20 protein-coding genes and 1 pseudogene are annotated in these 26,504 nt (G+C 52.2%); 14 read left to right on the forward strand and 7 right to left on the reverse strand.

Going from position 1 to position 26,504, the window contains the following annotated elements:
- Nucleotides 1–18 precede the first annotated feature (18 nt).
- Complete coding sequence (gene nuoN / locus QVF59_RS07555) at nt 19–1,473, forward strand: NADH-quinone oxidoreductase subunit NuoN (RefSeq protein WP_287878540.1); 1,455 nt, start codon at nt 19–21, stop codon at nt 1,471–1,473.
- Nucleotides 1,474–1,488: 15 nt separating this feature from the next.
- Nucleotides 1,489–1,785, forward strand: a complete 297-nt coding sequence (locus tag QVF59_RS07560) for a DUF2818 family protein (RefSeq protein ID WP_159879566.1) — start codon at nt 1,489–1,491, stop codon at nt 1,783–1,785.
- Between the two features lie 304 nt (nt 1,786–2,089).
- On the opposite strand, the gene QVF59_RS07565 is transcribed toward QVF59_RS07560, so the two are convergent.
- Both QVF59_RS07565 and QVF59_RS07570 read right to left on the reverse strand, forming a co-directional pair.
- Nucleotides 2,090–2,956 carry a lipid A biosynthesis lauroyl acyltransferase gene (locus QVF59_RS07565; protein WP_287878543.1) on the reverse strand — a complete coding sequence of 289 codons (867 nt, stop codon included), beginning with the start codon at nt 2,954–2,956 and terminating at the stop codon, nt 2,090–2,092.
- Complete coding sequence (locus tag QVF59_RS07570) at nt 2,953–3,846, reverse strand: lysophospholipid acyltransferase family protein (protein WP_159879562.1); 894 nt, start codon at nt 3,844–3,846, stop codon at nt 2,953–2,955. The genes QVF59_RS07565 and QVF59_RS07570 overlap by 4 nt, the downstream gene beginning before the upstream one ends.
- A 77-nt stretch (nt 3,847–3,923) precedes the next feature.
- Here QVF59_RS07570 and metK point away from each other — a divergent pair, with 77 nt between their 5' ends.
- Nucleotides 3,924–5,093, forward strand: a complete 1,170-nt coding sequence (gene metK, locus QVF59_RS07575) for a methionine adenosyltransferase (protein WP_159879560.1) — start codon at nt 3,924–3,926, stop codon at nt 5,091–5,093.
- A 155-nt stretch (nt 5,094–5,248) separates the two neighbouring features.
- Here the strand turns inward: metK and QVF59_RS07580 are convergent, their stop codons facing one another.
- Entirely contained in the window at nt 5,249–6,559 is a 1,311-nt protein-coding gene (locus QVF59_RS07580) for an ammonium transporter (RefSeq protein WP_287878546.1), read from the reverse strand.
- Between the two features lie 30 nt (nt 6,560–6,589).
- A complete protein-coding gene (gene glnK, locus QVF59_RS07585) occupies nt 6,590–6,928 on the reverse strand; it encodes a P-II family nitrogen regulator (protein WP_089083799.1) in 339 nt (112 codons plus the stop codon).
- A gap of 268 nt (nt 6,929–7,196) precedes the next feature.
- On the opposite strand from glnK, the gene QVF59_RS07590 reads away from it, so the two are divergent.
- From QVF59_RS07590 to QVF59_RS07600, 3 genes and pseudogenes are all read left to right on the forward strand, one after another.
- Nucleotides 7,197–7,484, forward strand: a complete 288-nt coding sequence (locus QVF59_RS07590) for an accessory factor UbiK family protein (protein WP_287878548.1) — start codon at nt 7,197–7,199, stop codon at nt 7,482–7,484.
- 6 nt (nt 7,485–7,490) lie between these two features.
- Nucleotides 7,491–7,718: pseudogene (locus QVF59_RS07595) on the forward strand (magnesium chelatase domain-containing protein); the annotation flags it as partial.
- Between the two features lie 60 nt (nt 7,719–7,778).
- On the forward strand, nt 7,779–9,653 hold the full coding sequence (locus tag QVF59_RS07600; protein ID WP_287878549.1) for a hypothetical protein: 1,875 nt from the start codon (nt 7,779–7,781) through the stop codon (nt 9,651–9,653).
- A 232-nt stretch (nt 9,654–9,885) separates the two neighbouring features.
- Here QVF59_RS07600 and QVF59_RS07605 read toward each other — a convergent pair whose 3' ends face one another.
- Nucleotides 9,886–10,125 (reverse strand): hypothetical protein, encoded by a 240-nt coding sequence (locus tag QVF59_RS07605; RefSeq protein WP_287878550.1) that lies wholly within the window; start codon nt 10,123–10,125, stop codon nt 9,886–9,888.
- A gap of 29 nt (nt 10,126–10,154) precedes the next feature.
- Between QVF59_RS07605 and QVF59_RS07610 the strand changes: the two genes are divergently transcribed.
- The 8 genes from QVF59_RS07610 (at nt 10,155) to QVF59_RS07645 (ending at nt 24,447) form a co-directional block, all read left to right on the forward strand.
- On the forward strand, nt 10,155–11,969 hold the full coding sequence (locus QVF59_RS07610) for a VPA1262 family N-terminal domain-containing protein (RefSeq protein ID WP_287878551.1): 1,815 nt from the start codon (nt 10,155–10,157) through the stop codon (nt 11,967–11,969).
- Nucleotides 11,969–13,378 (forward strand): hypothetical protein, encoded by a 1,410-nt coding sequence (locus tag QVF59_RS07615; protein ID WP_287878552.1) that lies wholly within the window; start codon nt 11,969–11,971, stop codon nt 13,376–13,378. The genes QVF59_RS07610 and QVF59_RS07615 overlap by 1 nt, the downstream gene beginning before the upstream one ends.
- A gap of 124 nt (nt 13,379–13,502) precedes the next feature.
- Nucleotides 13,503–14,006: a 3'-5' exoribonuclease gene (locus QVF59_RS07620; protein ID WP_287878555.1), complete on the forward strand. Its 504-nt coding sequence runs from the start codon at nt 13,503–13,505 to the stop codon at nt 14,004–14,006.
- A 320-nt stretch (nt 14,007–14,326) separates the two neighbouring features.
- On the forward strand, nt 14,327–17,380 hold the full coding sequence (locus QVF59_RS07625; RefSeq protein WP_287878556.1) for a UvrD-helicase domain-containing protein: 3,054 nt from the start codon (nt 14,327–14,329) through the stop codon (nt 17,378–17,380).
- 151 nt (nt 17,381–17,531) lie between these two features.
- Nucleotides 17,532–18,482 carry an HNH endonuclease gene (locus QVF59_RS07630; RefSeq protein ID WP_287878558.1) on the forward strand — a complete coding sequence of 317 codons (951 nt, stop codon included), beginning with the start codon at nt 17,532–17,534 and terminating at the stop codon, nt 18,480–18,482.
- A 405-nt stretch (nt 18,483–18,887) separates the two neighbouring features.
- Entirely contained in the window at nt 18,888–20,570 is a 1,683-nt protein-coding gene (locus QVF59_RS07635; RefSeq protein ID WP_287878559.1) for a hypothetical protein, read from the forward strand.
- Between the two features lie 148 nt (nt 20,571–20,718).
- Nucleotides 20,719–22,575 carry an ATP-dependent nuclease gene (locus QVF59_RS07640; RefSeq protein ID WP_287878561.1) on the forward strand — a complete coding sequence of 619 codons (1,857 nt, stop codon included), beginning with the start codon at nt 20,719–20,721 and terminating at the stop codon, nt 22,573–22,575.
- 9 nt (nt 22,576–22,584) lie between these two features.
- Nucleotides 22,585–24,447 (forward strand): ATP-dependent helicase, encoded by a 1,863-nt coding sequence (locus tag QVF59_RS07645; protein ID WP_287878564.1) that lies wholly within the window; start codon nt 22,585–22,587, stop codon nt 24,445–24,447.
- Nucleotides 24,448–24,460: 13 nt separating this feature from the next.
- Here QVF59_RS07645 and QVF59_RS07650 read toward each other — a convergent pair whose 3' ends face one another.
- Together QVF59_RS07650 and QVF59_RS07655 are read right to left on the reverse strand one after the other, a co-directional pair.
- Complete coding sequence (locus QVF59_RS07650; protein WP_287878567.1) at nt 24,461–25,693, reverse strand: TniQ family protein; 1,233 nt, start codon at nt 25,691–25,693, stop codon at nt 24,461–24,463.
- Nucleotides 25,632–26,504, reverse strand: a complete 873-nt coding sequence (locus QVF59_RS07655; protein ID WP_287878569.1) for a TniB family NTP-binding protein — start codon at nt 26,502–26,504, stop codon at nt 25,632–25,634. Before QVF59_RS07655 ends, QVF59_RS07650 begins: the two co-directional genes overlap by 62 nt.

The following is a 26,504-nucleotide window of genomic DNA, read 5'->3' on the forward strand; positions in this document are numbered from 1 at the left end:
GGCCATAAGGAAAACATAATGAATTGGGCTGATCTGAACCTGATGCCTGCATTGCCCGAACTGTTCATGTCCGGGGCAATTCTGGTCATCCTCATGCTCGATGCCTTTATCTCGGACGCAAAGCGTGGCATGCATTACGGCCTCGCCTTGCTGACGTTGGCAGTCTGTGCCGTATTGCAGGTGCAAACCTACCCGGTGGTGCCGGTACATACCTTCTCTGGCATGTTTGTCAGTGATGCCTTGTCCAGTCTGGTAAAGCTGGCCATGTACGGCAGTACCGCCATCGTGCTGGTATACAGCCGCCAGTACATTGCTGACCGCGGCCTGTTGCGCGGCGAGTTCTTCTCCCTGGCACTGTTTGCCTTGCTGGGTATGAACTTCATGGTGTCCGCATCCAGCTTTGTGTCGCTGTACATGGGGCTGGAGCTGCTGTCGCTGTCGCTGTATTCGCTGATTGCGCTCCAACGCGATTCGGTGAAGGCAACTGAGTCGGCCATGAAGTACTTCGTCCTAGGCGCGCTGGCTTCCGGCTTGCTGCTGTACGGTATTTCCATGATTTACGGTGCTACCGGCACGCTGGATCTGGCGCTGGTTGCCAAGGCTGTCAAGGCGCATACCGCCAATGACATGCTGCTGGTATTCGGCTTGGTATTCATCGTGGCTGGCCTGTGCTTCAAACTGGGTACCGTGCCGTTCCACATGTGGGTGCCTGACGTTTATCAGGGCTCGGCCACTGCCGTTACCCTGATGATTGGCGCTGCGCCGAAGCTGGCTGCCTTCGTCTTTGTCCTGCGCATTCTGGTGCAAGGCCTGGAGGCCATGGTGGCTGACTGGCAAGCCATGCTGGCACTGGTTGCGGTTCTGTCGATGGCTATCGGTAACATCACCGCCATTGCACAGACCAACATCAAGCGCATGCTGGCTTACTCCACCATCTCGCACATGGGCTTCCTGCTGCTGGGCCTGCTGGCCGGTACGCCGGATGGCTATGCCGCAGCGCTGTTCTACTCCCTGATCTACGTGCTGATGTCCATGGTCAGCTTCGGCATCCTGATGGGCCTGTCCCGTGCCGGTTTCGAATGCGAAACCCTGGATGATCTGAAGGGCCTGAACAACCGTAACAGCTGGTATGCACTGCTGATGCTGCTGACCATGTTCTCCATGGCCGGTGTTCCGCCGCTGGCTGGCTTCTATGCCAAGTTTGCCGTGATCAAGGCCATCGTGGACATCCATCTGTACTGGCTGGCCATTGTTGCGGTGATGATGTCGCTGATTGGTGCCTTCTACTACCTGCGTGTTGTGAAGACCATCTACTTCGACGAAGCACAGGATAGCTCGGCCATCGTGATGCGCGCTGACATGAAGCTGGTGTTGTCGGTGAATGCCATCGCCCTGCTGGTGCTGGGTGTAGTGCCGGAACGTGTGATCGTGCTGTGCCTGCAGGCGATGAAGCAGTCGCTGGCAGCAATCTAAGCGAAAGCCCTGCATATGCAAGCCAGTGTTGCTACTTTGCTGATCGTTGCCTTTCTGGCGGCAAACCTGCCGTTCCTGACTTCGCGTCTGGTAGGGCTGCTGCCTGTGGCCAACAAGCATTTTGGTTGGCGTCTGCTGGAAATGGTGGTGTTGTTTTTGCTGGTTGGTCTGTTTGCCCGCTTTCTTGAGGCCAAGCAGATGCCGGTTCAGCAGCAGCACTGGCAGTTTTATGTCACGACAGTTGCCTTGTTTCTGGTGTTTGCTTTTCCCGGTTTCGTCTATCAGACGTTCTGGAAAAAGCGCAGTAGCTAAGCAACTTGGCAGTGCAAGAAAACCCGGCTCCGGCCGGGTTTTTTCATGCCTGAAATCCCTGCTTGACCCGGGGCTGAAGCCACTCGGCAACCCGGTATGGCCAGATACAAGCTTGTGGCAAGAGAATGGGAGGGGCCAGGGAAGGAGAGAGAGCCGGGAATGGGCGAGTAAGGGGCGAGGGCGGTGCCGGCATGGTTATGGCCGGCAGCCCTGATAAGTGGCTCGTTGCGACTGCAGACGGGATCAGGGATAAACAAAACCCGGCTTGTGCCGGGTCATGTTGCCAAGTGTGCCGCCTACCAGGTCAGTAGACGCGCGCTTCGCCTTCAGGACGGTTTTTGAAGCGCTTGTGCAGCCAGAAGTATTGCTCGGGAATCTCGCGGATGCGCTCTTCCAGAAAGGCATTCATGCGGCGGGTATCGGCCACGACATCCTCTGTTGGATAGTTTTCCCATGCCGGGTAGAACTCGAGCTCAAAGCGGTTACCCACTCTGCGGGCAATCAGCGGAACCACACGGGCACGTGCCAGTTTGCTGATGCGTGACAGCCCCGTAATGGTGGCGGCATCCTTCTCGAAGAATTTCACAAACACTGAATCACGCACCCCAAAGTCCTGATCGGGCAGGTAGAGGAAAGGGGTATGTTCCTTGCGCATGGCCTTGATGATGGAGCGCAGGCCTTCATTGCGCGGCACGATATAGCAATTGTTGTAGCGCTGGCGGCCAGCATAGATCTGGGCATCTAGCGTATCGTTCTTTTGCTGTGAATAGACGCTGACCAGCGGTAGTACCTGGTTCAGTGCGAAAACGCACATCTCGAAACCGACAAAGTGGGGATAGAACAGGATGACATCCTCGCCCTTAGCGCGCAGCTCCTCAACAATGTGCAGATTCTTGATGGTGACCAGCTTGCGGATGCGCTCGGCAGAACTCCACCATGCCACACCATACTCAAGTGCAAGACGGATCATGTAGCCAAAATTGGCCTTGATCAGCCGTTCGCGCTCTTTTTCTTTCATCTCCGGAAAGCAAAGCCGCAGATTGGTAAGGCCAACCTTGCGGCGATCGGCAGCCAGATGATAAGCAAGCAGGCCAATGGCATCAGCCAGCATGCCGATGGCCCACATGGGCAGCAGGCGAATCAGCCATAACAGGGCAAAAGCAATCTTCATGGGTTTCCTTGCTGATGGTCCGGCGGAGTGACGCCTGCCGGGCATTTGTAACGGTTGTAGCTCCACAGGTACTGGCTGGGGAAGCGGCGGATCAGGTCTTCCACTGTCTGGTTCAGCAGCGCACAGTCAGCGTCCTTGTCACCACTGAAAGGCTGGGGCATGGCTTCGATATGCACGACAAAGCCTTCACCGCGGGGCAGGCGCTCACCGACGAAAAACAACACTTCCACACCGGCAACCTGTGCCAGCCGCGGCACCAGGCTCATGGTGTAGGCGGGTTTGCCAAAAAATGGAGCCCACACCCCTTCGCCGTTGCCGGGAACCTGATCGGGCAGAATGATGGTGGCTTCACCTGATTTCAGTGCTTTCATCAGAATGCGCACACCTGCACCGGTTGCTGGTGCGGTCTTGCCCTTGCCACGGGCGCGGCCCGCCTGCATGACCGGCTCCAGCCAGGTGAGCTTGGGAGGACGGTACATGGCAGTCAATGGAAAGGGCAGACGCGAGCTGATATAACGACCAGCAATGTCATAGCTGCCCAGGTGCGGGGTGACAAAAACAATACCGTGACCTGCCTGTAAGGCATGTTCAACACGCTCCCAGCCGTGACAGGCTTTTACCAGCGCGGCGATGTCTTCGGGCTCCCGGCACCAGGCTATTGACAATTCCAATGCACCTTTACCGGTTTCCAGTGCAGATTGTTTGACTAGTCCTTGTAAAACCTGATAATTTTCACAGATTTTACTCGACGCCAGATTACTTCTCATCCGCTCTGCGTAGCGGGGCGATGAAAGGTAAGTAAGCCGCCCCAGAATGGCGCCGAGACATTGCAGCCAGGACAGCGGCAAACGCGCCAGCAAGGACAACACGAGTTGGACCAGCTTGGACATGGTTTAGTCAGTGGTGATCGTAAAGCGGCCTATTTTATCATCACACTGTTTTGCTTTATTCGGGAATCAACAAACAAATGAGCGAATATCTGTTTACGTCGGAATCGGTATCGGAAGGTCATCCGGACAAAGTAGCCGACCAAATCTCCGATGCCATCCTTGATGCCATCCTGCGCGAAGACAAATACGCTCGCGTGGCAGCCGAAACCCTGGTCAACACCGGCCTGGTGGTGCTGGCTGGTGAAATTACCACCTCGGCCAATATCGACTACATCAAAGTTGCACGCGAAACCATCAAGCGCATCGGTTATGACAGCTCCGAGCTGGGCTTCGACTACCACGGCTGCGCCGTCATGGCCTGCTACGACAAGCAATCGCAAGATATCGCCCAGGGCGTGAATGAAGGCGAAGGCCTGGACCTGAACCAGGGCGCAGGCGACCAGGGTTTGATGTTCGGCTATGCCTGCGACGAAACCCCGACGCTGATGCCTTTCCCCATCTACTATGCCCACCGTCTGGTACAGCGCCAGGCCGAGCTGCGCAAGGATGGCCGCCTGCCGTGGCTGCGTCCGGATGCCAAGAGCCAGATTACCTGCGTTTATGATGGCGAAACCGGCCTGCCCAAGCGTATCGACACCGTGGTGCTGTCCACCCAGCACAGCCCGGAAATCGACCACAAGACGCTGACCGAAGCCGTGATCGAAGACATCATCAAGCCGGTACTGCCGCCGGAAATGCTGACTGCCGAAACCAAGTATCTGGTTAACCCGACCGGTCGCTTCGTCATTGGCGGCCCGATGGGCGATTGCGGCCTGACCGGTCGCAAGATCATTGTCGATACCTACGGCGGAGCCGCCCCGCACGGTGGTGGTGCCTTCTCCGGCAAGGATCCGTCCAAGGTAGACCGCTCGGCAGCCTATGCCGGCCGTTACGTGGCCAAAAACATCGTGGCTGCGGGCCTGGCACGCCAGTGCCAGATCCAGGTTTCCTACGCCATCGGCGTGGCCGAGCCGACCTCGATTGCCGTGGATACCTTCGGCACCAACAAGATCCCGAACGAAAAGATCGTGGAACTGGTGAAGAAGCATTTTGACCTGCGCCCGAAAGGCATCATCCAGATGCTGGACCTGCTGCGCCCGATCTACGGCAAGACCGCTGCTTACGGACACTTCGGCCGTGAAGAGCCGGAATTCACCTGGGAACGTACCGACAAAGTGGAAGCCCTGCGCGCAGACGCTGGTCTGTAAGCCGGCAGAAGCTTAAAGCAAGGTAAAAGCACCGGGTGTGACCCCGGTGCTTTTTTTATGCACTGAAACCTAACATAGCCCTCGCGGCAGCCAAAAAAAGAGGGCGCCGAAGCGCCCCTAAGTCCCTTACCACAAAATCTGTCTAAGCGCGTGGCTTACTCCACACGTTCGCCGTGCAGTACCACGTCCAGGCCTTCGCGTTCTTCGTCTTCAGCCACACGCAGACCAACAACCACGTCAATGATCTTCAGCAGGATGAAGGTGATGATGCCGCAGTACACCACGGTGACTCCCACGCCGATAGCCTGAGTCGCCAGGCTGCCCTCAGCGCCGCCAATGCTCTTCACCGCGAGCACACCTGTCAGCAGGGCACCCACGATACCGCCCACACCATGTACACCGAATGCGTCCAGGGAATCATCATAGCCCAGCATGTGCTTCAGGCCAGTTGCACCCCAGAAGCAAACTACACCGGCAACGGCACCGATAATCAGCGCACCCTTTACATCCACAAAACCAGCAGCCGGCGTGATGGCAACCAGACCAGCGACTGCGCCGGAAGCAATACCCAGCACCGACGGCTTTTTCTTGTGAATCCACTCAGCAAAGGTCCAGGCAAGAGCTGCCAAGCCAGTTGCAACCTGTGTGGTGACCATCGCCATGCCGGCACGGCCATCGGCGGCAGCTGCGGAGCCAGCGTTAAAGCCGAACCAGCCAATCCACAGCATGGATGCACCGATCAGGGTCAGAATCAGGTTATGCGGCGGCATGGCTTCCTTGCCGAATCCAATACGCTTGCCCATTACCAGGGCGCAAACCAAACCAGCAATACCAGCATTGATGTGCACCACGGTGCCGCCAGCAAAGTCCAGCACGCCTTGACCACTCATCCAGCCGCCCGGACCCCATACCCAGTGGGCAACCGGTACATAAACCAGCAAAGACCACAGTGCAGTAAAGATCAGCAGCGCAGAGAATTTCATCCGTTCAGCAAATGCGCCGGTGATCAGTGCCGGGGTAATGATGGCAAAGGTCATCTGGAACATCATGAACACCGATTCCGGAATGGTACCGGCAGCAGGGTGAACCGCTACCTTCTTGGTATCGGCGATGTAGTCCATGCCATCCAGGAAGACACGGCTCAGATCACCCAAATAGGGATTACCAACGGTGAACGCCAGGCTGTAGCCAACAATGGCCCACAGCACAGTCACCAGTGCCGTGATGGCAAAGCTTTGCATCAGGGTTGCCAGCACGTTCTTCTTGCGAACCATGCCACCATAGAACAGTGCCAGGCCCGGGATGGTCATGAACAGCACCAATGCAGTGGAGGTCAGCATCCAGGCGGTATCGCCGGAGTTGATCACCTTGAAATCGGCCAGGGCCGGACCAGCTGGTGCATCCGCCAGTACCGGCAGTGCCAGTGCTAGCAGGCTGCCACCCAATGCAGCAAGTTTCTTCTTCATTTGATTTCCCCTGTATGGCAATGGCGTCGCTTAAACCGCGTCGATACCGGTTTCACCGGTCCGAATCCGTACGATTTGTTCCAGTTCGAAGACAAAAATCTTGCCGTCGCCAATTTTACCGGTACGTGCCGATTTTTCGATGGCCTCAACAACCTGGTCCAGCAGGCTGTCGTCAATGGCGATCTCCAGTTTTACCTTGGGCAGAAAGTCCACTACGTACTCAGCACCACGATACAGCTCGGTATGGCCCTTCTGACGGCCGAACCCTTTGACTTCCGTGACGGTAATCCCTTGTACGCCGATGGCGGATAGTGCTTCACGTACTTCATCAAGCTTAAATGGCTTGATCACGGCGGTGACCAGTTTCATGTTCACTCCTTTGCAATGGATCCAGATGTATGTTTGCGTTGCTGAAGTCACTAGTGCACAAACTGTGCCAGCTTGCTATCTGCTTGTTACATAAGAATTTTCCATATCAAAATCCGTATTTGCATGGTGAAACTACGTATCGGCACCATGACAGAGCATTTATGATGATTCCTTTGCACTGCATTGGTGCGGCGGGTGAAACTGCAGCTGCAAGGGGATTTTGCTAAACTCAATAAGGAATATTGTCCCCAATCCAAGGAGCATCGAAATGTTGAGCCAGAAAATTTTTGAAGAAATCAGCAGCAAGATCAGCGATACCATCGCCGCCAGTCCGGCCAAGGATATAGAGAAGAATATCAAGGCCATGATGGCTTCCACCTTTTCCCGCATGGATCTGGTCACCCGTGAAGAATTCGATGTGCAACAGGAAGTCCTGGTACGTACCCGCGAAAAGCTGACTGCTCTTGAAGCGCGTCTGGCCCGACTTGAGTCTCAGGTTTTCCCCGAGGAGGCGCAGGCAAAGTCTGAAGCACAGGCCGAGCTTGGCCATTCCTGATTACGCATGTCATTGGCTCTTGTTGCAAGTCGTGCCCTGGCCGGCTTGCACGCTCCAGAAGTGGCGGTGGAGGTCCATCTGGCCAATGGACTGCCGCAGTTCACCATCGTTGGCTTACCCGATACCGAGGTTAAAGAGAGCCGTGACCGGGTACGTGCCGCCATCATCAACTCCGGTTTTGAATTTCCGGCGCGCCGTATCACCGTCAATCTGGCTCCCGCTGATCTGCCTAAGGTGTGAGGTTTCGTGCTATATGAGACTGCGCCAAATTATTTGAGAATAGGACTTTAAAGGATGCAACCAAGCTCCTTGGAGCAACGCTCACTAATGCGGCTTGAAGGCTTGTGGAAAGTGGTTTACCACGGAAGCCTGCATGACTGCGTAGCTAAGGAGAAGGCCCCGAGGCTTTCAATTTTCTTTGGCAAGCTTGCAAACCAAGTTGCGCCATCGACGCCAGCTGATTTTAAAACAGTTGGGCAGCCTATCGAGATTCCCGTCCCTGTTGGCGAGTTGATGCGCTTGCCAATCAATGTCGTCGTGAATAATTGTCGTTTGGCGATCGATCCTAAACTCCCTCTACCTTCAGAAGAGATAGGCGATTTTAATGTTGAGCTTGAGGCTGCCAATATTCGGCTCATCGATCGCTTCTCCTTATCTGAGAATGGGAGCTTTCTTATTCCATTGCGTGAGGGTAAGACGCCTGCTCCTGGGAATGAAAATGCAAAGTCTTATTATGTTGCTATTCAAGCCCACGGAAATCCTTACTACTTGATGGTTCCGTGCAGTGAAGTGTTTCGTTTTTTCTACTGTACCTCCAGTAGGATGGCGAATACCATTCTTTCCACAAAGATTCTTGACCCCAATCGGTACATTATCAATCCAGCCCATACTAACGTGGATAAGAAAAATCCTCGGGTTGCGGCTGTATGGTTACGGCAATGGATGCTGAATCAAGATCGCCGCCATATAGCTCGGCTATTTTTTACCCCAGGGGCATTTGACGAAGCAGCCAATATTTTTCTAAGGGCCGCAGGCCGTTGCCCTGAGGATGGGAAGTATTTTGAGCGCGCATTAATAGCTTTTCCACCTGCTCATGGAAGGATGAATTTAAAACTTATCTACCGTACGAGCATGGTTGATGGCTATGTCAGCTACTTCGTTACTCGAATTCTTCGCTCGGACTGGGCAATGGACTTTGACGCGATTCATTTTGGCCGAGACAATGACAATGAGCGGGTTGCGTGTGATGAAGAGCGAGAGGGGTTAGAGGAGCAAAGTAGGTCTGGACCGCCAGCAGTGCCGGAGGTTGGTACGGAGATCACCTCGTTAGTTGATGAAGGTGCGGATGCTACGCTTACTCAGATGGAGCTGGCTGATGCTGATTTTGCCGCCCGCTTCCCAGAGCTGGAAAAAATCCCTTCACCCAAAATCCCAAAGCAAGATCAGGTCAGTAAAGGAAATGATGATCGCCGTCGCGTAGTGGTAGAAGGAGGATCATTGCTGGAATTTTGTGAGGAGACCGAAAAAAAACTGGTTTCTACTATCTTGGTCGCGATTAATAAGGGCGATGAGATCCAATCAGAGCAAGAGGCGAATTTGCCCCTGGAGAGCTTGTCCCCTGCTCCTCATACGAAGTTGGATGAAATTTTGCTTTTGCTAGACGAGGCTGAACGCGCTGGCAATGTAAAAGTTGATTACAAGTCTGTTCTAGGCAATCGTGTCATATACCGCTCAAGGATTCTTAATCGATTGCCACGTGAGCACGAGGGTAAGTCACCACAATGGCTTTTTTTAGATCCCTCTCGAAAAGAAACACGTCCCGTGCTGGTGGCTGCATTGCGCTATGGTGGTCAGCTGCGTTATTTAATTGACTTCATGCACCCCAAAGAAGCTAGTGGCTCCTCAATGCTTGTACTTTGGGATCCAGAGGGGTATCCCTTACCTAGGCGCTCCCTAAGCCTCGCGATTGATGGATGTATCAGTAACATCTCAGTCAGCCTGAAAAATTGCGTTCTTGTTACGCCTTGTTGTGGTTTTCGGATAAAACATAGTAAGGGTACTAGCACTGACTATAAATATCTCCTCGACAAGATATTTGAACCTGGTCGCGATGAGATGCATTTGCTGATTAATCCTCCTCCGAGGAAAAGGAAGCAAAAAAGGGTATAAACGTTAGGGCGTTTTGATAGAAGGTCAACTCACAATCCACCTAGGGTTGCAAAATTTTAATGTGCGAATATTACTTGTAGCAGGCCATAGTGTTGGTCAAGTCTGACCGGTTTTATCTTCAGAAGATGGGCTTAGTTAAATAAGCGAATCTCAACTGAATAAAATAGATTCTAGCGCTGTGCACATTCCTATCTTTTATGGTGAGGCTAGCTTGCCAGCCACTGGATGGGCACTACTCGAGTGGCTTCTCCTCGGCCTTGTGTGTACGAATGCGCAGGGCAATCCCGATGCCCGCTATCCACCAAGTGAGGCCCATCACCTGTTTGACCAATCTGCCAACCATTTTGATTTGTCTTTGGCATATCTGCGGCTTAATATTGATGTATTCATGATCGCAGTGCGCCGCATTTGAAGAAACGCTGTGGAAACTGTGCGGATTCGCAAGCTTCAGAGAGCCGGCTGCCTGCATCACGGTGAAGGCTTCTCCCGATTGGTCAAAACATGCAAAAGAAGATGGTTGTTTGGGATGTGGCAAGGACACTTACAAAGCTGGAAGAGCTGGTCGAGCCTGGTGTTGTCGGGTTCTATCGCAGTGTCGAGGTCACTGAGATACTCGGGGTTCAAGATAAAACATTCACAAACTTTCTGACACTTGCGGTTGCTGAACCGCTTGAAGCGCCTTCGGAGATTGATTGGCGGTCAGTTCTTCTAAACGGAAGAAAGCGACATAGGCTGCAAGGAACAGGGTGGGACGTTGGTATAGTGCAGTATCGCCTCCCGCTCGCGGTATTCCTGGCGAAAGTCGCTGAATTTGGGGCATCTGGTCAATGGAAGCCCACACCTGCTCAAGTCCAGACGGGCACCCTGGTCGCAGTTCCCCCTCAGTTTGTGCCATCCGACGGGCAAGACCATCACCCGTGGAACGGGGTTCTCAAGAACAACTTCTTCGAAGGTTCCCATGTACTGGAACTGTTTGATACCACTAAGCCGTACTTGCGGTCCTTGTTTGATGACTCGCGCAGGCTGACCAACCTTGCGAAGATTGTTGAAGGGTATCTGCCGATAAAGGTTGATGGGATGTCGGACCGTCTTGGTAACGTCATCATCCAACTACCCGTGACGGTGATGTCCACCGGGGTACGTGGCTCTTCCGAAGGCGACCATTCGGTGGTCGCTGCGTGGCATCCTGATGTCCCCCCTCGCAGCCTTCGGATTGCTGCAGAGATTTGGAAGGACGCTACAGTGACTAGCTTCGATTCGGCTGTAATTTCTGCAGGCGAAGCGAAACTTCAACTCAACGCGCCGGGTGGTGGGGCGCGCACGCACATCTGGGATGAGGAAAAGCGCATTCTTCTGAGCGCTACACCTCCAGTAACCTTCCTCACGAATATGAACTTTTCTGTGTCAATCGAGCATCAGGGAAACACAGAGGTCAGACGCGAATTCTTCCTACTAGACTCCACAGGCAAGCAGGTTGCCCAGTCTCTAGAACTTATAAAAACTGTCGAGCCACAAAGAGTCATCGGAAGTACCCCTGAGAACCCTCGGGAGCCGTGGGTTTCACAACGTGTTTTCGGCGAATCTGTGTCTAGCCTCAAAGCGCGTAAAGAATTTGTCCAGTACGGCCTCGACGAAACCAAGAAGCAAGAGGCTGCAAACCCCCAAGCCAGTGAGGTAAACACAGACGAGGGCGAGGTTGCTGATAGCGAGGACACGACACCGGAGGTGATGTCGCGAAAACTCGCAAGGCGTATGGCGGCACTTGAAGACCTACGGTGGCTGATGGAGAAACACGGTAAAGAAGGCGTCTGGTTGTGGGACCCGTTCCTGAGCGCCGACGATGTTTTGCGCACGCTGTTCTTCTGCCCCCACAACGGTGTGCCGCTCAGGGCGTTGACCGCTGGCAAGAAGCCTCCAGGAACTGAACAGAAACTCAATATTCAAGAAGGAACATCTGCGCGCGAAATTAACCGGCTAGCACGCGAGCGAGCAAAAAAGGAAAGGAAGGAACAGGCTGAACAGCTCACGGCGGCAAAGGGGAACTGCCATGGCCTGCAGCTCGAATTTCGCATACGTGAAGGAAGCGCTGGATGGGGATTCCACGACCGATTCATCATCTTTCCAAGAGCACAAGGCTCTGCGCTGGCGTGGTCTCTTGGCACGTCGATAAATAGCTTCGGCGACGAACATCACATTCTTCAGAAGGTATCACATGGTGAGCCTATCGCTCAGGCCTTCCTGGACCTGTGGGGACAGCTCGAAGGGAAAAGGTACCTAATCTGGAAGACCCCGGGAGATGAGGGGCAGGAGCAATAATGAGCGATATGTTGGACGAGGTGTTGAGCGGGACAGTCGAAATGCCTGCCGCTGTGGCCAGAGCTTTGGATTCCATGCAGGAGCTCTACGCTCAGTCGGAGCCTTTCAACTCAGAGGAGTTATGGTATGAGCTTGATGAGACGCTTTGGCGGGGGGCAGAAGCGGGAGGTCAGGAGGAGGAAAGGCAAAACCAGCAGCGGCAGCGTGCCCTGACCTGGGCGTGGCAGGAGCTTAATACCTGGGCCCCTGAGCCTCCTTACGGGTTGTACCGCTTGCAGATAATTCTAACGACCTTATTGATATCATCACCCTCCGACAAGGAGGCGGTGGAGGCGATACCGCAGGAAATTATTCACCCCCCACTTTTGGATGGTCTGGTAATGCTCTTGAAGGCTACATCCATGGGTAACCAAAATCATCGCAACCATCCCGATGAGAAGCTGTTGCGCGATGAAACGCTGGCCGCAGGCCGTATCGGTGACTATAGCAAGCTTGGAAATTTGATTCGTCATCTAACAACGGAGCTGCCTCCCGATTTTCATCTAGCCGTTATGCTCCTCTGGAGGTTTGTTCCCGAGAGGCTCGCCCGCCATATCGAAGAGAGACATGATGTATTCTTCTCTGTTGCGGTTAGAGACGTACTCGAAGAAGATGCCCTCCAGTTTGCTCTCGCGGTTAACGATGTCACCTTTAAATTCGTTTGCACTTTCCAGCTGGCCAATGAGCGAGTCACGGATGCACCAGAAGGCTCAGTAGATGATATCTGCGCGCTGTTGCTTCAAGTTGCAGACACTGACTTGTGGGGGGCGTGGCTACGTGACTTTGCTCGTTATCCGCATGCGGATACCCTTGCTGAGGTGGCCCTCTCTAAGGCTCTTGTGCAGTTGACCCCGGTTCACTGGTCAGCATATGTGGACGCGGTTGAGCTTTGGGCCTTTGCAGGGACTGCAGTTCCTGTCGCCAAGATTCTAGTCCCCTTCTTTCATCAGTTAGGAGAAGAGAAATCCGCGGATATGTGGAGACTCGCGTTCGAACGATGGAACAAATGGGACTACGACAGTGATAAGCAAGAAAAGCATCTGTTCGCCCCTTCCGCATGCTCATTTGATTTTCCGGTTGCAGTGTATTACGCGTTTCTTCCCTTGGATGAAAACCTGGCTGAAGAGGCCCGGCTGAAAGAGGAGATTGCGGCCATTGAGCAAAAATGGTTCACCGATTTTTCCACGCTTGTGACCGTTCGTAATCGTCTCTCCTCTCGGTTGCGCTTGGTTCAACATGGCTTAGCCATTCGAAACCCACCGGCTGATGGTGCTTCCCCACTACCTCCTGGCATCGAACCGGAAAGTACGTTTGCAGAAGTTCGCTACCGATTCTTAGACGTAAGCGGCCCAAGGAGACGCGGAAGCTAGAAGCGATGCGATTTACAGTTACCACTTGCCCGCACTTAGCAGATTGCTAGCTTTTGCTTGAGGCTGCAACAAAGGCAAGCCCCATAGCGACGTCAATCTTGTCTATCGGCGATGGAGGTTGCGTATGTTAATTTTTCTCGATACCGAATTTGCCGACTTCGCCGACCGTGAACCGATCAGCATCGGAATGGTGTCCGAGGATGGTCAGCATGTTTTTTACGCAGAACTGCAAGATTTTGATCGTGATCGCTGCAGTGCTTTTGTGCGTTCGACTGTGTGGCCCCTGCTGGGCCAAACTCATGGTGCTATGGTCAAGAAAATCGATCTACCAGATAGGTTGCGTACATGGTTTGCCACCTTGCCCAGAAAAGTGATGATCGCGTGCGATAGCGATTTCGACCGCGATGTATTAGGGACTGTGATGGGTGGGCAGTGGCCGGGCAATCTGGTTGGATGGTTTGACCTGCGCCCATTGATCGATACCACCGTTTTTGACCAAGCGGTGAACGCTTTCCATACCCGAGCCGATAGGCCCTGGCATCATGCACTACATGATGCTCATGCTCATCGCGTTGGCTGGCAAGCATGGATGGATAAACGCCGACGCGACAATCTCAGGCAGGGGTGAAAGGCTGCGGACTTTCTCAAGTTTGTATATCCCCCTACCAGGGATATTCGAGCGAGATGACTTACTGGCTAGTCATGCCCAGTAAGACTACAAATGCTGTAAAAGGAGTTTATACTTGGCCGTAGTCCATTGTATTTCGCTTGACTCGCTCGAATAAATCTTGTGTCCACAATCGATCAGCGAAAGACTCCGAAATCACAACCCCCTTCGTATTTGATTACTTTTTGAGATGATTTCCTACAACAATCTTGGATTGGGTAGATTGAGTGCGTCCCGATCTTTTTCTATTTTCAAATTTTCTCCTGATCTCTAGTTGATAAATGCAAACTACATTCAACGATAATTTATTGTTCGCATTAATCTCATTGCAGTATCCCCAAAAGCTTCGACTAGATAGTCCCTTCCTGCAATGTCAGCGTCTATTTGGCGAGCCGGAGAAGTTCTCCATCACACAGATCCATCGATTGGAGGTGGTGGCGCACTCATCCTGGCCGCTCCGTTGGGTCAAAGCATACCGTTTAGAAATCGATGTTCAGCTAAATAAAGAGCAGCGAATTACATATTTGACTTTAAATGGAAGTAAGGCGCAGTTAGAGGCTATTGGGGAGGTAATCGGTGCTGCGTTTCAACTGCTGGGGCAGAGGGCGCTTGAGTCTCTTAAAAAGACTATAGATACGGTGCTAAAGAGTGGGCGCGAGCTTTTTCAAGAGGGGTGCTATTGCCGAGGCTCTACGATGGCAGCTTGGCAGGCTTTGCATAAGGCTACATGGCCGAAACAGGCAAATCTGATCATTGAACGACTTCAGAGTAATGCATTGTTCAAAGACCAAGATTTGGTATGGGCTCTAAAAATACAAACCGAAGCAGCTAGAGATTTAGTGTTCACAGAGTTGCCTGCTGAATTGAAGGCACACAATAAGGCCTTCATCGACGAGGCCATCAAAACCTACGGGCCAGTCCTGTTCTCAAAGCTGGAACAAGGGCTTTCCGACGAGCAGATGCGGGCAGCTTTGATTTTTGATGATGCAAACGTTTCAATTGCCGCCGCAGGCTCGGGGAAGACCTCGGTGATGGTCGGTAAAATTGGTTATGCCTTGATGTCAAGGCTCTTTAACGATAATGAAATTCTGGCACTGGCATACAACCGTAAAGCTGCCGACGAGCTTCAGGAGCGTATCGACGAACAGCTGGGGGAGGTGTTAGGGCGCAGGGTTCGAGTAAAGGCGGATACCTTCCATGCGGTGGGCAAAGCGATTTACCAAGCATCTTTGCCGGAGGGTATTCGTCCTGAGGTAATACCGTTGGATGCGAAGCGTCAAGCTGATGGAGAGGAAGATGATCAGCCGGGGCGAAGGCTATTTCGTAAGGCGCTTGATGGACTGATCGCTGCAGACTCTACTTTTGTTGAGTTGCTGGTTGAGTGGGTAGCGTATTACCGACATCCAGAGCCGGTAATGGAGGCGTTCGGTGAGGCTGAGGTTGCAGAGAATGAAGCCCGTTACGAAAAGGTATGCAAGAAAGCAATTCGCGCAAAAGTTGCTAAAAATAAAAGCTGGGCTCCTTCTATTCCAACGTTGAATCCAGCTTTAAGTGTTCGTTCGGGCGAAGAGGCTAAAATTGCTAATTGGTTATACCTGCACGATGTTCCTTTTAGGTATGAGCCAGAATTTAGAAAAGATTGGCCGGAACTAATGGATATGCCACTTACTAGCACTGGGGGGCGTCGCCCTTACTTGCCAGACTTCGTATATACATCAACAGAGCATTCTTATCCAATCTTTCATGAACATTTTGGTCAGGATAAGAACAGGAAGGCTCCCACTTGGATGGGGGGTGAAAAATACGATAGGCGGGCTGACTTTAAGCGAGGTGTTTTCGAGGAAAAATATGGATGGCTGCGTCGACAAAGTAAGCTCATGCCGTTTCTCGAGACGTCTAGCGCGCAGTTCCATGATGGAACCATTTTTGAGCATCTTGAGAATGCGTTGACAAAGCGCAAGGTGCCAGTGCAGCCGGTTACGGCAGAAAAACGCCAGAAGGTTCTCGCCCAGTTCCGAGAAAGCAACGAGCTGGAGGATCTTTTATTGAAGTTTGTTTCTTTGTTCCGAGATTCAGGCCTAAGCTTTGCGGAATTAGAGGAGAAGGCTGGAGATGAGCCCCATCGTGTTCGGTTATTCCTGAAGCTCATTCAGCCCTTGGTGCAAGCCGTGGAGCAGACATATCAGGATGCAGGGGCGATCGATTTTCCCGATATGATCAACAAAGCCGTTCATATTCTTCGCACGACCCCTGAAAGCGTTCCATTTAACTATAAATTCATTCTGGTCGACGAATTTCAGGATATCGCTAAGCTGCGCTCAGATCTTGTTCAAGCCTTACTAGACAGATTCCCGGTAGAGTCGATTCTCTTTTGTGTCGGAGATGACTGGCAGGCTATCAACCGTTTCGCCGGAGCCGACATTCGAACCTTTTTGTCTTATATTCCTGACGAAATGCGTAAGCGTGATGGGGCGGTTAGCCATAGGTCGGATCTGCCTGTGAAGCCAACAAGATCTACACATGTCAAAAAGCTTTCCAAAACCTTCCGTTGTGCACAGGGGATCGCTGACGTATCGAAGCAATTGGTGCTGCGCAATCTCGCGCAGATTGATAAAGAAGTCTGCGCCGAAATTTATAAGAGAATCGAGGGCGCGGTACGGGTGGTTGGCCACGATGATTCGGGCGATGCAAGAACGGCGGCTCTGGTGAGTGAGCTAGAACGAATTGCATCTTTGCCGTCCTTGATTGATAAGGATGGCCAGGCTCGGCCAACGGGGGTGTTCATTCTTACGCGTAATCGCAAGGAAACTATGCGCCCGGATGGTTGTGATTCCAAGACCTTGAAAGCATTGGCGGAGCGGTTTACGCCTCTTCTTCATATTGAGCATGAAACAATGCATGGCTCGAAAGGGCTCGGGCGGGATTTCGTAATCATCGTGGGGATGGAGAGCGGCTATAAGGGGTTTCCTGGCGAGTTTTTGCCGGATCCCCTTTTCGAAATGTTACTTCCTGCTTTGGAAAATACCTTGGAGGAAGAGCGGCGGCTACTTTATGTAGCGCTGACCCGAGCCAAGCAGCAAGTGGTTTTGCTAACAGTTAAATCTCGCCCTAGCGAGTTCATTGTGGAACTGGAGGGGATGGATCATCTCTCAACTCGCTTTGAGTGGGTGGGCATGGATGGACCTCGAGAGCTGTGTTCTTGTTGTAAAAGAGGGTGGGTAGTGCTGAATAAGTGGGGAAAGAGAGGATGCACTCGTTACCCGTACTGTGGATATCAACGAATAGAGACGAACGTTTTGCCGGTTCAAACTGACCAGTGTAATGTCGAACATTGACCATAGGGTAACTGATATCGCAGTGGTCATTGTGAGCAGGGCTGATATGTGACCTTTACTCTGGGGCTGTACGTGACTACGTGGTGGTCAGACTTGGCTGGCGCCGCGGTGCGACATACTAAGCACAAGCAGTTTCTGGAGAAGGTAAAATATGGATTTGACGTACGAGCAGGCTGTCAACTTCTACAGACGCAACTATCGGGGGGCATGTGCTTACCACCTGTCAGACGATAGCGAAAAAATCATTCTAGTGGACGCGGTCAAGCACCGATGCCGGTTCTGCGGGCGGTCGGCTCCCGATGTTAGTTTCAGGCTTGTGGCACATGCTCTCCCTGAGTTGCTTGGCAACAAGAAGCTGTTTAGTCGTTACGAGTGCGACACTTGTAACACATTTTTTGGGGAGGGCATCGAGAACGACTATGGTAATTGGTCGAAGCCAATGCGTACACTCACGGGACGAAAAGGAAAAAATGGCATTCCTACCCACAAGGGTGGTGGCGAAACCGGTTGGCGGATTGAGAGGAAAAATAACCACTTCTATATTAATGCAGGAGAAGACGAACACAATCGGCCATTTGTCGCGAGAGAGAATCATCGTGTGATCGATTTCGCCCTGAAATGCGATCCTTATCGACCGATGTCCGTTCACAAGGCTTTCGTCAAGATGGCCCTGTCAATTTTGCCCGAAGCTGAGTTGCCGAATTTTCGACAAGCTCTTGCCTGGATTATGAACTTCGACCATCTGGAGGAGGTGCCGATCCTTGCTCCGGTGTTAGTGAGCTTCACTCCGGGGCCTGCTCGGATAGATGGGATCACGGTTGGTGTGATCTGCCGAAAGGAGGATGCGCCGGACATCGCCCCTTACGCATTTCTCATACTGACTTACGGCCATGAGAGCTTCCAAGTCATCTTACCGTCGCCGGAGCGCGACGCGGCCATCGAAGGCGAGGAACTCATTTTGCCACCGTTTCCCCAGCAGCCATCACAGGATGGTCTTCTCCAAGTCTTTTCACATGACCTTCGCGATACCGAGCTCGTGACAGAAGCTGTGGTCCAATGCACGTTCGAATTTGAGTCTGCCCAAATCTCTAGCTCTCCCTAGCTACGCCGGATAAGGATCGTAAGCGAATGCCTGCAGCCATGCCGGCCTGCGCCAGCTTCGGCCGAATTGTTCGCGTATCTGATGGAAGCTTCCCTTCGGATGCCTGGTCCGCAGAAACGGTGACGGCCGTACCACGCTGGCTTGCACGCCCTGATGTGAGAGACTCGCATCGCCCCGTTGTTGTAAGACATGTAAGTAGTGGTTCTGAGGTAGTTGTTAGAGTGGAGCTGTTGTTGAGGTCGTCTGTCTACCGTCGGCAGGTCAGTGAAAGTGGAAGCCATGCCTATGTGCTAGCATGACTGCTATCAACCTGGAGCGATCGGTCGAGGGGTGAGCTGGCCTCAAAATGCCGAAGAGGGCGAACAACGTCTTGATCAAACTATCGCTAAACGTCCAAGAAGACTCATGTCATCCAGAACATATACCGAAGAAGAAGTTCAAGACCTTACTGACCGTGTCTTTCTCCTGAAGGAACAGTTGGAAGCGGGCAAGGTGCAATTCGTCAACCAAGAGCTAGCAGACGGATTTCGTCGTAGCTATGAGGCCATTCGGCTTCGCCCCGATGGCAAGGTCGACCCTACATCCCTCGATGGACGCATCCGCGCATCAACCCTTGCGTTGATCGCGATGAAGCAGCGAGAAGATGCCAAGAAATGCTTTAGCTTGGCCCAAGTTCAAGAAGAGTATTTCGCCTTCCTCTTCCGGGAGTTCGGCTGGCTGTATGACCAGATGAAGAAGGCCCAGGTAACACCGTCGGCCGCAGCCGAAATCACCGCGCGGCACGACGACATGATGCAGAACCTTTCCGAGGTGTTGCCAGAGATGGTCGATGCCGTTCGGGAGTTCTGGTCTTCAGTAGGCGAAGTGGCTGGCTATCACCTTCAAGATAGCCGGCAGCTCAAGGCCGTCTTTGCAGGGGACATTTTCCCTGCCCATTGGGAAAACGCTGTATCAACGGCAGGACTCTATGTCGATACGATCATCCTGCCATGCCCCATTACTCGATTGGGCACGATGCTGAAGGCTGCTCCCTCTAATCGGATAGTGGAGATGGTCATCAAGCACGTCCTCACAGCGATGACGTACAGAGACATTGCGCTTGCTGATGTTGACCCTCCAATTGCGATGATCGTCCCCAATCCTGATGACGCTGACGATGAAGATCGCAATGGGTTGATCCTTCGTACCACTCCCGCCATATGCGCCCACGCAAAATACCTCTTCGAGCGAACCTTTGAAGGTCTCGAAGAATTTCGGGAATTCTGTGTCCATCTCAAGACGGTAGATCAGGTGATGAAGGAGCTGAAGGGCCCAGATCGCTTGGTCTTCGATACGGAGTGGGGGAAAGACCCCGTTCAGCAGCTTTCGATGTCGCTCAAAGAAAATTTCCATTTTCTAGGGATGGATGGGGCGAACGCGGGTCTCCACGTCTTCGCTTCAAGTATCGGGAGAATGCCGCAGGCAATGGGAGCACAGCAGGCAGCTAACCACTTCGGTGGGTCGCCTTTTATCAACGCAGAGACCTCTTGGTTGCACTTTACCTGGCTGATGGAATATCAAGGAGTGCCCCGAGAAGACGACCTGACCAACCGTCATAGCATGCACGTGGTGCGCGCATTAGTGTCTGAGGCGGCCAACAATCTCGAATGGCTTGGCAATGTTCCTCCCGAAACCGTGTTGGAGATCCGCAAGCGCGGCTTGGCTGATGAATTGCGTGAATTGCTAGGGAACGGCGTATCGAATCTTATCGGCATTAATCCGGATAACTATTTCCGCACAGCCGATCAAGTCGTGGACAATCTGGACTCAGCATTCCGCAAGCATCAGCAGGTGCTGATGGAGTCGCGGAAGAAGAAGCTGAAGCTCTATGGCATTGACGTGGGCGCATGCGCAGCGAGTGGTGCCGTGGCCGTTGCAGCTGCATTGACGGGAAACGCGACCTTGGGTGCGATCTCTGGTGTTCTCGGTATTGCCGGTCTTCCAAATATCAAGGGCATCAAGACGAAGTTCAAGCAGATCTCGGCTGAAGACAAGGCTCGCCGAGAATCACCCACGGGCCTACTGTTCAGACACGTCAAACGTCGTTGAGTAACGCCAAGTCGATATCCGATCGTAGTTGCATGCCGCGCCCAGCTGGTATGCTTCTGCGATGGTGAGGTCCTTGCTTGGTTAAGATAAGGTATCTGGGCGTTCAGTCTGGATTTTGATTCTCACCCTCCCAAACAGACGAATAGCCATGACAAATCATTCGATTGCTTCTAGCGGCGTAAAAGTAACGCATGTTCGTGTTTCCAATTTCCGGTCGCTGACTAATATTGAAGTCGCTCTTGAAGATCTGACAGTACTTGTTGGTGCAAATAATGCAGGGAAAACCAGTTTCCTTGATGCAATGTATGCAGCAATCGGCGCAGGACGAAAGTCACTTGGGCAGGATGATATCCATGTGGCTACTGGTGAGGCATTGCCTCCGTTAGAACGCCAAGTTGTGATCGATATACGGGTTCGGCCTGTTGATGGGGCTGGTAACGAGGTCGATAATTTCCCAGCGGGTAGCTACTGGGTAGGCTTATGGGGGCCTGGCATTTCCCAGGATGAGGAATTCCGCGATGTGATGGCATTTAGAACAACTCTTTCATGGAGTTTGGTCAAGGGTGATTACGTTCTAGATCGGAAGTTTCTCAAAGAATGGAAGCCTGCCTTAGAGTGGTTAGCGTCTGAGATGAGCGATAAAACGGTCACTACAGCGCAAATAGAGCCACTGGCACTTCATTACATTGATGCAAAAAGAGATCTGGATGACGATCTGCGCAGGCAGGGGTCCTTCTGGCGGCGTTTAACGGACAACTTAGGCCTCTCTGCAGCTGACGTTGCGGAGTTTGAGTCCGTGCTCTCCAGTCTGAATCAGGAAATTGTGAGTAGAAGCGAGGTGCTCAAGCATCTCAAGGATAATCTGGTCGGGATGAGTTCAGTGGTTTCAGCCGATAGTGCCGGAGTAGAAATTGCCCCTGTTGCTCGACGCTTACGCGATTTGTCAAAGGGTGTCGACGTCACATTTGCCACTATGGGGGCCCAAGCATTTCCGTTGACTCGGCACGGGATGGGAACACGCAGTTTAGCCTCTTTGCTTGTATTCAGAGCATTTTCTTCTTGGCGCTATCATTTAGCCGCTAAGGATGGTGACCATATTCATACCTTGTTGGCGCTAGAAGAGCCAGAGTCACATTTACACCCACAGGCGCAGCGAGCACTTTTCTCGCATATCAAATCTATTCCTGGGCAAAGGATTGTAAGTACGCACTCACCATACTTTGCGGGGCAAGCCAAGCTGGAGGATATCCGCCTATTTACGAAGCATGCTGGCATCACATCTGTAGCTAAGCTGGACCTGTCGCAAATAAAAGTCGACGATCGCAGGAAGTTGGAGAGGGAAGTGATTGCTTCTCGTGGAGATCTTCTCTTCGCGCGTGCGCTGGTACTATTTGAAGGGGAAACGGAAGAGCAAGCTTTGCCGCTTTGGGCAGAAACTTATTGGGGAGCTAGCGTTCACGAGCTCGGTTTCAGCTTTGTAAGCGTTGGTGGGCAGAATTATTTCCCATTTATTTGGCTGGCAAATAGTTTTGGTATTCCTTGGTTCGTATTTTCTGATGGCGAGGCTAAAACGATTGCTGCGCTTCGTGGTGAAGCAGGGAGAGCAAAAATTGCTGACATTGCTGCAGTTCGTAATATTTTTGTACTTCCGAATGGCAATGATTTTGAAGCGCAGCTTTTAAGTGACGGGTATCTTCCAGAAATTGAAGCGGTATTCAATGATATTGGTGGTGCTAATGCCTTAGATGAATATATTTCTGATCTACATGGTAAGCCGGGAAAAAAGGTAGATGGCGTTCAGCCGATCCGTGACTATCACAGTGATGGAGGACGTACACGTGCGGCGTTAGACATGATGAGGGACAAAAAAACCCGACATGCAGCACCTATCGCGTCTAAGATTGCCGCGCTTCCGGATAAGCAGCGGCGTATACCTCCAAAGGTATCTGAGTTTTTCGATGTGATTACCCTACATTTTGGTTTGGCATGCGCCATTCGACATTAGGATTACGGTATGAGTAAAGCTCGACTTTCTGACTCACAGCAACGCGTGGTTGATCACCAAGATGGGGCATTATTAGTCGTCGCGGGCCCAGGTTCGGGTAAAACGCGGGTGTTGACGGAACGCGTGCGGCGTCTCTTAACGAAAACTGCTGGTCACTTCCGCATCCTAGCATTGACGTTTACCAATAAAGCCGCCAACGAGATGACCGAACGTCTCAACGATCTCGGGGCATCACGCCAGCGAGCTTTTATTGGGACATTGCATGGCTTTTGTCTTGATGTTCTGGCTGATCGAGGCAAGCTCGTGGGCGTCGAAGTATTGCCGCAAATTTTTGAGCAATACCAAGATCGTAAGCAAATTTTGGTACAAGCAGTTGAGGCTGACCCTCTGCTGTCTGCCGAGCTTGATCTCTTAGATAGCAAAGGCAGAAATCAGCTGATTGACCAGTGGTTAAAAGCTATTTCGACGATCAAAGCACAGCCCATCACCTATGCAGATACTATCGAGCCACTGATGGAGCGGATCGTAGAGGCATATAACGCTGGATTGCGAGCTTGTGGGGCGTATGATTTTGACGACCTTTTGCTATTAACGTACCGGCTATTCACAGACTTCCCTAAGGTCGCTGATTTTTATCGCCGGCTTTATCAATACATTTGCATTGATGAGGCCCAGGATCTTAATGAGGCTCAATACGCAGTTATCAAAGCATTGTGTGGGGATGGTTTTAGAAACGTCATGATGGTTGGTGATCCAAAACAATCCATCTATGGGTTCAATGCATCGAGCCCTGAATACCTAAGTATGTTCAAAACAGATTTTGACGCTGAAGAGGTCGAATTAGCGGAGAATTTTAGGTCGTCACAGGCCGTCGTACGTGTCGCTCAATCATTGGACCCCCGATACATGATCGCCGCACAGCTGCCTATCGCCGGGGTTGCTAAGCTGTTGGTTGGTCAAAACGAAGAGGACGAGGCGAAGCAGGTGGTCGATACCATTGTGAGCTTGTTGAAAACGGGGCACCCCGACGTTGAGGCCCCCATTGTTCCGGCAAGTTGTGCTATTTTGGGACGAACACGCTTTGCTCTGCTTGCAATCGAGCGTGAGTTAAAAGCTCAGAATGTTCCATTCTTTAAACGATTGTCATCCTCCCATGAGAACGAGTCAAAGACAGTGGAGGAGTTTCAGCTTGCTTTGCGCGTTTTTGCAAATCCGAAAGACGCGCTGCATCTAGCCGCTTTGGCAAAGAAGTGGAGTTGCTCTTTTCCTGCTGGAAGCACTCCTACATCGCAGGCAGAAGTCGTTGATTTATTAGTGCGTGTAGCAACTGTGGCGAGTGAGCCGCGATGCAGAGCAGTAGCAGATGCTTTGCGTGTGGTTTATGAACAGGCACAAAGACTGGACCTCATGCCGGGTGTACGGGCTTTGAAATCGTTTGCAGATAACTTGCCTGAAGACGATCGAAGATCCATCTATGAAGACCTAGTCGTTTTAACGCAAGAGTGGGATCAGTACCTGCGGTCGGATAATGGAGGAGCTCGGTCGATTGGTGGATTCATGAGCAATATGGCTTTGGGCAGCACTCGGCAAAACAACCAGAACGGGGTAGCTCTGCTGACCGTGCATTCTTCAAAAGGCTTGGAGTTTGATGTGGTGTTTGTAGTTTGCATGGCGGATGGTGTCTTTCCTGACTATCGGGCACGAGGAAAGATTAAAGAAACTGAGGAGGAAAAGCGCAATGCATTTGTTGCTGTCACTCGATCTAAACGGCTTCTATATTTCTCTTATCCTCGCCAGCGAGTGATGCCTTGGGGTGATACTAAGCTCCAATTCCCATCACCTTATTTGCGAGCGGCAGGGCTGCAAGTGTAACCACAACCTGGCCTTACCAGGGGTCATTATTTTGCGTACCAACATACCACCGGCCGAGCCAGCGGTTGACCTGATTTGGGTTGGCCGGCCAGTGTCGTTTTTCTAAGTAAGCTCGAACGCTGGCTTTTTCCTGTTGTGAAATTGGCATGTGTTTATGATCTTTCAGAAGATATAGGTGCTGATCGATCCAGAAGGGAATGAGTCGACCTCCATAATTTTTTAGGTAGGAGTAGTGCAGCTTTGCGGTTCGTAACGCCCAGATGAGCCGGTCTGGCCATTCCTGAAGGAGCCAGTGCAGCAACCTTAAGATATAAATTCGATCAGCCAGCCTGAGTGTGCTGAAGGTGTATTGCGGAGATTTGCTGTTTGGTGGGAGGTCGAGTAAGCCCATTGTGGAGGCCACTATCTGGTGCAGCCTCTTATTCGGCCGATCCGCGAGTAGATGAGCCAGCAAAAAATTCAATCCGGAGTAGTAGCTTAAAGCCCAAATGGGTTGCTGGTTGTGCAATACCCATTTGTTACTTACGCCTATGGCCAGATCCTTCAGCCAAGATAGTAGGTCATCATCCAGTAAGGTCGTTGCTGGGCGGCTCTGTCGCCAGTCTGCCCCGCAGTAAGAACAAAAGGAGGTTGGGGCCCTGACTGGTAGAAGCAGTTGCCCTGCATCCGCCAGATGTATCACGATAGGTCTGCGGCAGTCTGGACAACTCTCATGAAGCACGCAGTTGTGAATTGGGCACACCGTTACGTAACTGATACGCCACGTAAGGCGAAAATATGGGGAGGTTTGTTCTCTCAGGCAGGCTGGGCAAAACTGCAGAGCGTACCCCTTAACCTGCCGGCCACGCGACAGGGAGCTTAGTAGACCATGGGCGATACCGCCGGTGCCTGGCTTTTCAAACAAGATGCCGGTGAATGCTGTTAGTCGGTGTGCCTCGATTTCTTCTCCGGGTCGTCCTGTCAGTTGAGACAAAGCATGAAGAACACCAGAAGGAAAGATCAAGTCAATGTTTCTTCCCCAGGGGCTACCGGGGAATTTCCAAAATCGTCTTTTGAACGTGTGCAACTTTTCGGCATTCATCCACGCCATGCGTACCAGCCAAGAACTCAGTAGTTCGTCTGGATAGGGCGAGACTTGAATCGGTAGGTGGTGTCCAGGGTTCTTATAAAAAGGTCCTTCTTCGTCAGCGAACGTACCGGTTTCGAACGGAAGGGGCATGCCATCCAATGGCTTGGATCTGCTCATGGCTCACCATGTCTTCAGAGATGCGTTCGGAACCGGTGCGTATGGCCTTCTCGCTGAGCTTGTGCAGCAGCTTCATCAATTCGCCGATGGTTCCCTCGCTCTCATCGTAAAGCCGAGTAGCGATCTTGGGAACATGCAGTTGACTGGCGTTGGCCAGCCCGAGTTTCGGCTCAATCGTCGCCAGTAGCCGTAAGTAATCCTCATCGAGTGACCATTTGGGTAGGAATCGCGGTTCAAAGCGGTTGGCGACCTGAGGATCAGATTGCAACACGTTGAGTGTTTCCGGTGTGCCGGCAACGATGATGGGGATTTGCAGCTCGTTACCCAGATATTTGATACTGTTTAGGAAGCGACGCAAACGACGTCCAGTGCCGGCGAGTGTGTGCTGGAACTCGTCCAAAATGATCATGCGGGTGTCAAGGTTGGAGAGCAGAAGGCGGATCCGCTGCAGCATGGATTCGGCAGGTTCACGTGTGCCCGCTTTTGAAAACAGCTTTGCCAGTATGTCGGCGTATAGACGACCCTCGTCAGGCTCAGGGGGCGATTGGAGCATCAGAATCGGCAGCGTGGGTTTGGCCAGGAAATTGGCCTCATCGGGCTGGTGGCGCCGGTAGAAGGTTTTGAGCAGCATGGTTTTGCCGTTATTAGTTTCGCCAATCACGGCTAGGTTGGGCATCCTGTGCATCTTCGGATGCTGGAACACGTCTTCCATTTGCTGGAGGATGGATTGGGCACGAGGGTAGCCAATCCAGAAGGGTCGTTTGAGTTGAGCGAGCCGCTCGTCAAGCGTCAGTGGTGGCGTGTTCTCCAA

The organism is Aquitalea sp., from assembly GCF_030150775.1.
In the GTDB taxonomy this organism is placed as follows: Bacteria; Pseudomonadota; Gammaproteobacteria; order Burkholderiales; family Chromobacteriaceae; genus Aquitalea; species Aquitalea denitrificans.